11 protein-coding genes and 1 pseudogene are annotated in these 11,217 nt (G+C 64.6%); 4 read left to right on the top strand and 8 right to left on the bottom strand.

All coding sequences use genetic code 11. The annotated features are described in order from the left end of the window. Positions 1-165 precede the first annotated feature (165 nt). The gene (locus tag LCM4576_RS22430; protein WP_071034695.1) at positions 166-810 is read left to right on the top strand and encodes a glutathione S-transferase; all 645 of its coding nucleotides are present in this window, start codon (positions 166-168) and stop codon (positions 808-810) included. A gap of 77 nt (positions 811-887) precedes the next feature. Here the strand turns inward: LCM4576_RS22430 and LCM4576_RS22425 are convergent, their stop codons facing one another. After that, complete coding sequence (locus LCM4576_RS22425; protein ID WP_071034694.1) at positions 888-1,331, bottom strand: MarR family winged helix-turn-helix transcriptional regulator; 444 nt, start codon at positions 1,329-1,331, stop codon at positions 888-890. 149 nt (positions 1,332-1,480) lie between these two features. Between LCM4576_RS22425 and LCM4576_RS22420 the strand changes: the two genes are divergently transcribed. Then, positions 1,481-2,353, top strand: a complete 873-nt coding sequence (locus tag LCM4576_RS22420; RefSeq protein ID WP_071034693.1) for an alpha/beta fold hydrolase — start codon at positions 1,481-1,483, stop codon at positions 2,351-2,353. Between the two features lie 82 nt (positions 2,354-2,435). Here the strand turns inward: LCM4576_RS22420 and LCM4576_RS22415 are convergent, their stop codons facing one another. Beyond that, entirely contained in the window at positions 2,436-3,665 is a 1,230-nt protein-coding gene (locus LCM4576_RS22415) for an MFS transporter (protein WP_071034692.1), read from the bottom strand. Between the two features lie 162 nt (positions 3,666-3,827). Here LCM4576_RS22415 and LCM4576_RS22410 point away from each other — a divergent pair, with 162 nt between their 5' ends. Continuing rightward, positions 3,828-4,697, top strand: coding sequence for a helix-turn-helix domain-containing protein (locus tag LCM4576_RS22410; protein ID WP_040989658.1), 870 nt, complete (start codon positions 3,828-3,830; stop codon positions 4,695-4,697). Between the two features lie 125 nt (positions 4,698-4,822). Next, a pseudogene (locus tag LCM4576_RS22405) lies at positions 4,823-5,390 on the top strand (dihydrofolate reductase family protein). Here LCM4576_RS22405 and LCM4576_RS22400 read toward each other — a convergent pair. The 6 genes from LCM4576_RS22400 to lgt form a co-directional block, all read right to left on the bottom strand. Next, complete coding sequence (locus LCM4576_RS22400; RefSeq protein WP_071034691.1) at positions 5,391-6,326, bottom strand: ribose-phosphate pyrophosphokinase; 936 nt, start codon at positions 6,324-6,326, stop codon at positions 5,391-5,393. A 183-nt stretch (positions 6,327-6,509) separates the two neighbouring features. Beyond that, complete coding sequence (locus LCM4576_RS22395; RefSeq protein WP_040989655.1) at positions 6,510-7,133, bottom strand: hypothetical protein; 624 nt, start codon at positions 7,131-7,133, stop codon at positions 6,510-6,512. Between the two features lie 55 nt (positions 7,134-7,188). Beyond that, positions 7,189-8,340: a Xaa-Pro peptidase family protein gene (locus LCM4576_RS22390; RefSeq protein ID WP_071034690.1), complete on the bottom strand. Its 1,152-nt coding sequence runs from the start codon at positions 8,338-8,340 to the stop codon at positions 7,189-7,191. A gap of 1 nt (position 8,341) precedes the next feature. After that, positions 8,342-9,130, bottom strand: coding sequence for a peptidoglycan editing factor PgeF (gene pgeF / locus LCM4576_RS22385; protein WP_071034689.1), 789 nt, complete (start codon positions 9,128-9,130; stop codon positions 8,342-8,344). A gap of 86 nt (positions 9,131-9,216) precedes the next feature. Continuing rightward, complete coding sequence (locus LCM4576_RS22380; protein ID WP_071034688.1) at positions 9,217-10,284, bottom strand: class I SAM-dependent methyltransferase; 1,068 nt, start codon at positions 10,282-10,284, stop codon at positions 9,217-9,219. After that, positions 10,281-11,135, bottom strand: coding sequence for a prolipoprotein diacylglyceryl transferase (gene lgt, locus LCM4576_RS22375; protein ID WP_116390099.1), 855 nt, complete (start codon positions 11,133-11,135; stop codon positions 10,281-10,283). The genes LCM4576_RS22380 and lgt overlap by 4 nt, the downstream gene beginning before the upstream one ends. Between the last annotated feature and the right edge of the window lie 82 nt (positions 11,136-11,217).

The raw sequence follows: 11,217 nt of genomic DNA, 5'->3' as shown, positions 1-11,217 counted from the left end.
CCAAACCGGACAACTTGATTAGCTACCGACAGCGCTTGGGCTGGAAGGCTTGGCAGGGGCGGTTTCCAGCGACGAAAGCATAACCGGAAGTCCCATTTGCAACAATGTAGGATCGGGCGGTTCCCAGCCGTCCTGCGGCATGCAACCAGACCCCAGGGGACCAATATGAAACTCCTGTTCAGCCGCAATCCCAATCCTCGCCTCGCGGTCGCGACGGCACGCTATCTCAAGGCCAAGATCGCGTTCGCGTTCRCATCGCCGATGGCGCCCGGGYAGGCCGAGCGCTACCATGCGCTCAATCCCAACCTGACCTTGCCGATATTGGTCGGCGCGGGATGGAGCCTGTGGGAGGCGGACGCCATCGCCTGCCGGCTTTCGCGCGAGATGCGTTCGGATTTCTGGCGCAGCGGGGACGACGAGCCGGACATGATCCGCTGGATGAGCTGGGGCAAGGAGCGGTTCGCCTTCGCTTGCGACATGGTGCATTTCGAGCGCGGCACCAAGCAGCGCTATGGGCTGGGTCCCATCGACCAGGCGCTGGTCGAGGAGGGGCTGAGGCAGTTCCACAAGGCCGCGGCAGTGCTCGAGCCCGAGCTTTCCGCGCGGGAGTGGCTGGTCGGCGCTTCGATCTCCTATGCGGACTTCCGCATGGCGACGTTCCTGCCGTTCAATGATGTCRCCGGATTGCCGCTCGACGACTATCCGGCGATCCGCCGCTGGTACGGCYGGCTGGAGGCGATCGACGCCTGGCGCGACCCATTCCAGGGGTTGGAAGCGCCGCAACTGCCGCCGGTCAAGGTCGAGGCGTGACCCGCATATGCTGAACCTATCAAGGCGTCCGGGACGCAAACCCGCCCGGTCGAGCCCGCTCTCTTTTTTCGTATATCTCAGGCGGGGTCGACCTCCAGGCCGCCATTCAGCGCATCGCGCAATGCCTGGATTTGCCGGTTCAAGGCATCGAGCTCAGCCAATTTCATGCCTGAGCGCTCGATCAGCGTCTCGTTCAAGCAGTTGCACTGGACGAGCAGAGCCCGGCCGCTGGGGGTCAGGTCGACCTGGACTTGGCGCTCGTCGGCCTGGCTGCGCTGCCGGGTGACAAGGCCAGCCTGCTCCATTCTTTTCACCAGCGGCGTGATGGTGCTCGATTCCAACGCGAGCCGATGCGCGATGCTGCCCACCGACATGCCGTCCGCCTCTCCCAGCGCGTTGAGCACGAGATATTGCGGATAGGTGATGCCCATCCCGTCCAGCATGGGCTTGTAGGTGCGGTTGATCGCCATCGAGGTGGCATAGAGCGTGAAGCAGAGCTGATTGTCCAACGGGAGAGGCACGGCGCATTCCTTTTGCCGACTGAGAACTCATTGTATACCACGAAAAATGATATCGCGATACATATTCTTGTGGACAAGGCTTCCGATCTCCGTTACGCATATAGTTATCGCGATATTGTTTATCGTGATATCAACTGAAGGAGATTGAGATGAGCTTGCAGACCACGTCAGGGCAGACCAATTCAGGCTCGGGCAGCGGCACGGTCACCACCAAGGACGGAACGCAGATCTTCTACAAGGATTGGGGGACGGGCCAGCCGATCGTCTTCCACCATGGCTGGCCGCTGAGCAGCGACGACTGGGACGCCCAGATGCTGTTCTTCCTGTCAAAGGGTTACCGCGTCATCGCGCATGACCGACGCGGCCATGGCCGTTCCAGCCAGACCGACACAGGCAATGAGATGGACACCTATGCCGCCGACGTGGCGGCGCTCGCCGCGCATCTCGACCTCAAGGACGCCATCCATGTCGGCCATTCGACGGGCGGCGGCGAGGTGGCGCGCTATGTCGCGCAATATGGCGGYGCGGGCCGCGTCGCCAAGGCCGTGCTGATCGGCGCGGTGCCGCCAATCATGTTGAAGACGCCCGCCAATCCAGGCGGCTTGCCGATCAAGGTGTTCGACGGTTTCCGCGCGGCGCTGGCGGCCAACCGCGCCCAGTTCTTCCATGACGTGCCGGCGGGACCGTTCTACGGCTTCAACCGTCCCGGCGCCCAGGTTTCCGAAGGCGTAATCGACAATTGGTGGCGCCAGGGCATGATGGGCGGCGCCAAGGCGCATTACGACTGCATCAAGGCCTTCTCGGAAACCGACTTCACCGAAGACCTGAAGACAATCGACGTGCCGGTGCTGGTCATGCATGGCGACGACGACCAGATCGTGCCGATCGCGGACTCCGCGCTCATCTCGATCAAGCTGCTCAAGAAGGGCGAGCTCAAGGTCTACAAGGGTTTTCCGCACGGCATGGCAACGACCCACGCGGACGTCATCAACGCCGACCTCCTGGCCTTCTTCAAGGCCTGAGGCCGGTCGCCAAACACGAAGGCACCCGCCAGGCGGCGGCGGGTGCCTTGATCCTTGGAAGCCGTTCGAGGTGGCTGGGCAATCAGGCCTTCCGCGCTTCCTTCATGTTGGGCAGGAAGACCGTCAGCAGGCCGAGGAAGGGCAAATACGAGCAGATCTGGTAGACGAAGTCGATGCCCTTCATGTCGGCGACGACGCCGAGCACCGCGGCGGCGATGCCGCCCATGCCGAAGGCGAAGCCGAAGAAGATGCCGGCGATCATGCCGACGCGGCCCGGAACCAGCTCCTGCGCGAAGACGACGATATTGGAGAAGGCCGACGACAGGATCAGGCCGATCAGCACGGTGAGCACCATCGTCCATTCCAGATTGGCGTAGGGCAGCGCCAGCGTGAAGGGCAGCACGCCGACGATCGAGAACCAGATCATCGCCTTCTGTCCATAGCGGTCGCCGAACGGTCCGCCGAGCAGGATGCCCAGCGCCGAGGCGCCGAGGAACAGGAACAGCATCACCTGGCTCATCTGCACCGAAACGCCGAACTTATGGATGGCGTAGAAGGTGTAGTAGCTGGAGAGCGAGGCGATATAGGCGTTCTTGGTCAGCACAAGCAGAGTCAGCACGGCCAGCGCCCACATGACCTTCTTGYGCGCGAAGGGCGAGACATGGGCAGCCTGCTTGCGGCTGGCCATCGAGGCGCGCAGCCGGCTGTACCAGCCGCCGACCCGCCACAAGACGACGATGCCGATCAGCGAGCCGACGGCGAACCAGGAAATGCTGGCCTGGCCGAACGGCACGACGATGAAGGCGGCGAGCAGCGGGCCCATGGCCTGGCCGAAATTGCCGCCCACCTGGAACAGCGACTGCGCCAGGCCGAAGCGGCCGCCGGAAGCAAAACGGGCGATGCGCGAGGATTCCGGATGGAAGATCGCCGAGCCGATACCGATCAGCGAGGCGCCGATCAGGAGCAGCCAGTAATGGCCGGCATGGGCAAGCACCACCAGGCCGACCAGCGAGGAGGCCATGCCCCAGGGCAAGGAGTAGGGCATCGGCTTCTTGTCGGTGATCATGCCGATCACCGGCTGCAGCAGCGAAGCCGTCACCTGGAAGGTGAAGGTCAGAAGGCCGATCTGCCAGAAATCGAGACCGTAATTGTCCTTGAGCAGCGGATAGATCGCCGAAAGCAGCGACTGCATGATGTCGTTGACGCAGTGGCAGAAGCTCACCGCAAGAATGACGGTGAAGGCCGTCGTTTGCGCCGAGATGTTGCTTGCCGGCGCCGGTGCGGCGACGGAGGTGGCGGTCGTATCGGTCAAGGCAATGCTCCGTAGTCTTGTTGGAGCATGATCTTTTCCGAAAACCGTTTCCACTTTTCGGGATCATGCTCTAGGCGGCGAACCGCAGCCGGCCTTATAGGCCCGTTGCCAAGCGACTTCTTTCGTGGTTTGGTCCAATAGTTTCGCAAGTGGGCCACATCGATGCCGCATGGCAAGGAGATATTCAAGGGCGACGCCGCCGAGCTCGGCCGGCTGCATGAAAGCCGCTGGCAATGGCTGGAACAGGCCGTCGGGCCGGCGGTGGCGCTGCCGACAGAATATCCGGACGGCTACCACGTGCCGCGGCACCGCCACAGCCGCAGCCAGTTGCTGCACGCGCTGGTCGGCGTGGTCCTGGTGACGACCAGGCACGGGCGCTGGATGGTGCCGCCCGACCATGCGATGTGGATACCGGCCGGCACCGAGCATTCCGTCGAGATGCTGGGCGACGTCTCCATGCGGTCGGTCTATGTGATGCCGGACGCCATTCCCGGCTTACCGGAGGGCCTGCGCGTCGTCGGCATCACCGAGCTGATGCACAGCCTGATCGTCGAATCGGAGAAGCTGCCGCAGGGGAGTGAGCTCGAAGGGCGCGCCGCCCTCGTCATGGGTCTTCTGCTGCATGAGATCCCGAACCTGCCGGAACGGCCGCTCGGCCTGCCTTTCCCGTCCGATCCGAAGCTTGCAGCGCTCTGCCGGCGCTTCGTCGCGGCCCCGTCGCCGCGTGCGACGATCGACGAATGGGCGGATGCCGCAGGCATGAGCCGGCGGTCCTTCACCCGCGCCTTCCACCGCCAGACCGGACTGTCGCTGTCGACCTGGCGCCAGCAGGCCTGCCTGTTCGCGGCGCTGCCCAGGCTCGCCGACGGCGAGCCGATCACCAGGGTGGCGCTCGACCTCGGCTATGACAGCGTGCCGGCCTTCACGACCATGTTCAAGCGCATGCTCGGCACCTCGCCGCGCGGCTATATGCGCGGCGCGCGCGATGTCGGTGAAAACCCGCGCCGCACAGGTGGTCCGATCGCCGCGTGAGACAGCGCCGCCAGCATTGAGTTGATGTGTCGGTTCTCAATCTGGGTTCCGTTTGCCAAATACTGATTGCAAACTGCAATCGGTTATGTTCCTCTTTGTGAGGAGGYAAAATCGGAGGAACGCTGGTGGCCACGATTGTCTATGCCATGCTGACATCGCTGGACGGCTACATCGCCGGACCGAGTGGAAGTATTGACCTGCCGGTCCCGGAAGAGGAATTGCACCGGCATTTCAACGACGAGATGCGACGGACGTCGATCGCGCTTTGCGGGCGCAGGATGTATGAAACCATGCGTTTCTGGGACAGCCCGGAGCGGGAGATCGCCGCCGAGGTAGGTCGAGCGGGATTTTGCGCATGCCTGGCGGGAGACGCCGAAGGTCGTGTTTTCGACCACGCTTCGGGAGGTTGGGCCGAATGCCCGTCTGGTGAGGGGTGATGTCGAGGYGGTTGCAAGGTCGCTCAAGGCGGACACGGACGGCGAGATTTCCGTCTCCGGCGCCGAGTTGGCTGCCCATCTTGTCCGCGCGGGCCTGATCGACGAATACCGGCTTTACATGCATCCGGTCGTGCTGGGCGGCGGCAAGCCGTACTTCCGGTCCGGCCTGTCGCTGGCGCTGAAGCCGCTCGGTACGGAGCGCCTTGCGCAAGGCGTCACGCTGCTGCGCTACGCRCCCGGGGTAGCCAGTTTCTGATCAATCGAACAGGCTCGACACCGACTCCTCGGTCGCGGTGCGCGAGATCGCCTCGCCCATCAGGTCGGCGATCGAAATGACACGGATGTTCGGCGCGTCGAGCACGCCCTGCGTCGGCTGGATCGAATCGGTGATCACCAGCTCCTGCAGCTTCGAGCCGGCGATACGGGCGACGGCGCCRCCAGAGAGCACGCCATGGGTGATGTAGGCGGTGACGGAGGTCGCGCCGTTGGCGAGCAGCGCGTCGGCCGCGTTGCAAAGCGTACCGCCGGAATCGACGATGTCGTCGATCAAGAGGCAGTCCTTGCCGGCGACCGCACCGATGATATTCATGACTTCCGATTCGCCGGGACGCTCGCGGCGCTTGTCGACGATGGCGAGCTGCGCATCGAAGCGCTTGGCGAGCGCGCGCGCCCGCACCACGCCGCCGATGTCGGGCGACACGACGACGACATTGCCGAGCTGCTTGTATTTGGCCTTCACGTCGCGYGCCATCACCGGCACCGAGAACAGATTATCGGTCGGGATGTCGAAGAAGCCCTGGATCTGGCCGRCATGCAGGTCGAGCGTCAGCACGCGGTTGGCGCCGGCGCGGGTGATCATGTTGGCGACGAGCTTGGCCGAGATCGGCGTGCGGCCGGAGGCGCGGCGATCCTGCCTCGCGTAGCCGAAATAGGGGATGACCGCCGTGATGCGTCGCGCCGAGGAGCGCATGAAGGCGTCCATCATGATGAGYAGTTCCATCAGATGGTCGTTGGTCGGATAAGAGGTCGACTGCAGGATGAACACATCCTCGCCGCGCACGTTTTCCTGGATTTCGACGAAGATTTCCTGGTCGGCGAAGCGCCTGACGCTGGCCTTCCCTAACGGGATGTTGAGATAGCGAGCGACCGCTTCGGCCARCACCCGATTGGAATTGCCCGCGAAAAGCTTCATGCACCGTTCCTGGTGAAGGATGGAGAGGCCGGAGAGACTCTCATGAGCCTTTTATGCGGGCTTTTAGCGGCCCGCGCCGGTATTGCAAGCCTCGTTGTGGGGAATCCTTGCGGCGACCGCAACAAACAGGGAAAACATCGCAAGCCGGCAACAGTTTGGTCGGCAACAGTTTGGCCTGTCCGGTCAACCGGCGCCGCCGCTGCCCAGCCAGGCGGCGAACTGGTCGATCGTCTGGTCGGCAATGGCCTGCATGGTGGCGGGCGCTACCGCGGGCCAGCCTTCGCCGCTGCCGACGGAGGGCGCCTTCTGCTGGCCATTGATGCGGTGCAGGCGGTTTCCCGAGGGATCGTAAATGTCCCAGACATAGATGACGGTCGTGTCCTTACCCTCGGACATCGTCGAAAAATAGCCCTTCAGCACATGCGTCGCTGTCTGGTCCGTGCTGCCGACAAGCGTCAGGCCACGCTGTTTGGCACGGGCCTGCAGTTCCGCCGTCAACGGTGCCGCCGCGTCCACCGATGCGCCGACGATCGGCGCCACCTGCAGCCGCGTCCTGGCGAGGGCGGCGGTCTGGGCGGGCGTTGCGGGCTTTGCAGGTGCCGTCGTCGCAGTGGCGGTCGACGGAGCCGGCGCGGTCATGGTCGGAGTGGTGGCCGTCGTCGATGTGCCCTGCGGGGTGGCCGAAGACTGGGCCGAGGCCGCCGGCGGGGTGATCGCCGAAGGTTCGAGCACGTCCTTGGCGTTGGTGCAGGCGCCGAGCGCCAGCGCCGCAAGCAATGACACGGTCGTCACCCGCGATCGTCTCATTTGCCTGAAAGCTCCCTACTGGCGAACGCCCCCGCGTGAACCAACCATTATGGATTCACTGCACGATCAAGTCGAGATCATGGCGCGACAGCGGCTTCGGCGCCGATTCCGTCGTAAGGTAAGTCCGGCCAAGCGTCATCGCGGTCTCGGTCTCGGAGTCCATGATGATCATATGCGCGAACAGCGTCATATTGGGYGCGATCGGCTCCGGATTGCCCTGGTAGAACATCGGCATGTCCATCCAGGACGGCGTGAAGCGGGCGCCGACCGAATAGCCGCAGGCATTCAGCCGGTGCTTGGTCAGATTGTGCGCTTCGAGCGTGCGGGCATGYGCGTCGAAGACATCGCCGAAGGTGTTGCCCGGCGTCATCGCCTTTTCGACCGCGAGCAGGGCGGCGCGGGAAGCGTCAAACAATTCCTGGTGACGCTTCGACACCTTGCCCGTGAGTACGGTGCGCATCATCGGGGCATGATAGTGGTGGAAGACGCCGGCCCATTCGAGCGTCAGCTGGTCGTTCTTGGTGAGCTTGCGGCGGCCGGCCTTGTAGCGGCAGAGCAAGGCATCGGCGCCGGAGCCGATGATATACTCGTTGGCGGGATAGTCGCCGCCGCCGGCAAAGACGGCCCCTTGCATGGCGGCAAGGATGAGCCCTTCGTCGCCGCCTTGCTTGATCAGCGGGAGTGCGGCATCCAGCGCGTCGTCGGAAAGATTGGCGGCCTTTTCCGCCTTGGCGATCTCGGCCGGGCTCTTGAACAGGCGCAGCCGGCCGACGATGCCGGAAGCATCCGCGATCTGGCCGAAGGTCTGCAACTGCTCGTCGAGGCGCCGGCCATTATAGGCGGTCAGGCCATGGGTGTCGTATTCGACGCCGATGCGGGCGCCGAGCAGGTCGAGGTCGTTGAGCAGGTTGCGCAGGTCGATCGCCGGGTTGGCGCCCTGACGATCGGTCCACAGCACGATGTTTTCGATGGTCGAGGTATGGCGTGCTTGCCTCAGATCGGCCGAACGGGTGAGCAGCACCATCGAGCCGTCGGCCTTCACCACCAGGCACTGGAAAAAGCAGAAGCCGAATGTGTCGTAGCCGGTCAGCCAGTACWTGCTCTCCTGCGCGAACAAAAGCACGGCGTCGAGCTTCTTCTCGGCCATTTCGATCAGCAGCCGATCGCGTCGCGCGTCGAATTCCGAACGTTCGAAATGCAGCGCCATTTTACTCTTTCTCCAGAACGATTGCCGAAACCTGGCGCCCGTAATCCGCTTCCTTGCGGTGTGTGGTGCGCCGGTAGGAATAGAAAAGCTCTTCTTCCGCGTAGGTGCAGCGGCCAAGGCCTTCGGCGGTCACGCCAGCCTTGCGCAGCCGGTCGACCGTATATCGGTTGAGGTCGAACATCGAGTGGCCGGTCGTCTTCGACGGTCTGAAATAGCGGTGATTGCCGGCGTCGGCTTCGACGAAGCGGGCGACGAATTCCGGCCCGACCTCGTAATTGTCGGGGCCGATCGAGGGGCCAAGCACGGCGACGATGCGCTCGCGGCGGGCGCCGAGGGCTTCCATCGCGGCGACCGTGTTTTCGAGCACGCCGGTGAACGCGCCCTTCCAACCGGCATGCGCCGCGCCGATGACGCGCGCCCCGGCGTCGGCGAAGAGAACCGGCCCACAATCGGCCGTCGAGGCGCCGATGGCGATGCCGGGACGGTCGGTGACGATGGCGTCGGCCTTCGGGCGAGGACCGGCGAAGGGTTCCCTGGCGACAATGACATCCGGCGAGTGGATCTGGTGCGCGGTCAACAGATGATCCGCGGGCACGCCCATCCAGGCGGCGACGCGCCGCCGGTTCTCGGCGACCAGTGTCTGGTCGTCGCTGGAGCCGGTGCCGATGTTGAGCCCCCGGTAGATGCCGTCGGAGACGCCGCCGATGCGGGTGAAGTAGCCGTGGCGCATGCCCGGCACTTTTTCAAGCAGCGGCGAGCGTACTGGATCGGGTCTGGTYTGATTCAGCATGGTTGGGTTTGTCGTCCGTRCAAGGCGGGTTCGTCAAGGCGAAGTTCGGAGAACGAAGCGGACCAGATGGCGAGGCCGCTCGGCGATCAGGTGGCTTTCGCCGCCGGCAGGACCTTCATGACCTTGAACAACTCGCCCATCGCGTCGGGGCCGGCCAGGCGTTCGACCGCGTCGGAAATGGCTTGACGCGTCTCGGTATCGCCATCGGCGCCGAGCGTGCCGGCGCGCTCGAGCAGGCCCATGCCGAGCAGGAATTCGCCCTGGGTCGACAAGTGCACCTCGAGACCGTGAGCGCGCGCCATCTCGGCAAGCGCGGCGAAATCGACATGGGCTGTGAGGTCGGCTTCGCCAGGATTGGCTAAAACGTCCTCGCGCTGGTGCCGGCGCAGCGCCTGGAAAGTGTCGCCGATCCCCGGCTGAAGGTGGCCGTAGTCGATGAAGAGGCCGGCGCCGCCCTGGCCGGCTATGCGCTCGGCGATCTGCGACATCAGCGCCGAACGGGCAGGGGCCACTTCGACGATAGCGCCTTGCGGCGCGTCGGCAGCGGCGGCCGGCAGCAGTGCCGGGTCGACAGACCCCGCGCCAGCGAAGAAGTGCAGTTCATCGGCGCCGTCGAGGCCGACAACACGCTCGCGCCAGCCCGCGCCGACATAGACGAACTGCCGGATCGGCACAGCGTCGAACAATTCGTTGCCGACGATGAAGAGCGGCTGCCGCGGCAGCGTGTCGATGGTCTGGTGCCAGGCAGGCGCCGCGCTCTGGCCGGCAAGCGTCTGCTTCTGGATCTCGGCCAGGCGCGGGCTGGTCTCGATCATGGCGAAGGAAGCGCCAGCGACGAGCGCCGGGTCGAGCCGCGACCATGTGCGCAGCATGTCCTTCATCAAGGTGCCGCGGCCGGGACCGATCTCGGCAAAGGTCGCGGGCAGAGGCCGGCCCTCGCCCTGCCAGGCCTGGTAGAGCCAGACGGCGACGAGCTCGCCGAACATCTGGCTGATCTCGGGCGCGGTGATGAAGTCGCCGGCGGCGCCGAAGGGCTCGCGCGTCGTGTAGTAGCCCTCGTCGGGATCGAACAGGCAGAGCGCCATATATTCGCTGACCGGGATCGGCCCCGCGGCGCCGATCAGGCCTATGATGCGCTTTTTCAGCCGGGTCATGCCGCCCGCGGCTGTGGCGCCGGCTTCGCGGTGACCATCGCCCAGATGCCGGCGAGCACCATCGGCGTGGACAGGATCATGCCCATGGTCAGCCAGCTGGTGCCGAGCAGGTAGCCGAGCTGCTGGTCGGGCTCGCGGAAGAACTCGACGAAGATGCGCGACAGGCCGTAGCCGCAGATGAAGGCGCCGCCGACGAAGCGCGGCGTCTTGAGCTTGAGGCGCGAATGGGTGAGGAAGCGCAGCACCAGGAACAGCACAAGGCCTTCGAGCAGCGCCTCGTAAAGCTGGCTGGGATGGCGGGTGAACGGGCCGCCATTGGGGAATTCGATTGCCCATGGGACGTCCGAGGGTCGCCCCCACAGCTCCGAATTGATGAAGTTGGCGACGCGCACAAGGCCGAGCCCAACGGGCACGCCGGCGGACACCACGTCGAACAATGTCCAGGTGGGAATCCGGCGCTTGAGCGAAAACAGCGTCATGGCGAGGATGACGCCAAGCAGGCCGCCATGGAACGACATGCCGCCCTGCCAGACCGCGAAGATGTCGAGCGGATGCGCGATGTAGCGCGGCAGGTCGTAGAAKAGCACGTAGCCGGTGCGTCCACCGAGCACGACGCCGATCGCCGCCCAGACGATGAAGTCGTCGAGGTCCTCGGGCTTCATCGGCAGATGGCCGTCCGGCCACAGGCGCGGGTTCGTCACCAGCCGCTTGGCATACCACCAGGCAAAGAGGATGCCGACGATATAGCCGACGCCGTACCAGTGCACCGCGAGCGGCCCGATTTGGACGATGACCGGGTCGATGTTGGGGAAGGGCAGGGAGGCCAGCGGCAGCAGGAAATATTCGCTCAACGGTGTCTCCGGGGCGCGGTCACGATTGGGCGCGGACCATGCGGCAGGGTTTTGGCGCGGTCAAGGCAGCGCCGATGCCGCA

Source organism: Mesorhizobium sp. LCM 4576 (assembly GCF_001854815.1).
Taxonomy (GTDB): Bacteria; Pseudomonadota; Alphaproteobacteria; order Rhizobiales; family Rhizobiaceae; genus Mesorhizobium; species Mesorhizobium plurifarium.
This window is presented reverse-complemented; position numbering and strand designations above follow the sequence as displayed.

Bases quoted from the DNA above. Each gene is read 5' to 3' on its own strand.
- LCM4576_RS22410 (WP_040989658.1), top strand. From the start codon at position 3,828: ATGCCGCATGGCAAGGAGATATTCAAGGGCGACGCCGCCGAGCTCGGC.
- LCM4576_RS22395 (WP_040989655.1), bottom strand. From the start codon at position 7,133: ATGAGACGATCGCGGGTGACGACCGTGTCATTGCTTGCGGCGCTGGCG.
- LCM4576_RS22380 (WP_071034688.1), bottom strand. From the start codon at position 10,284: ATGACCCGGCTGAAAAAGCGCATCATAGGCCTGATCGGCGCCGCGGGG.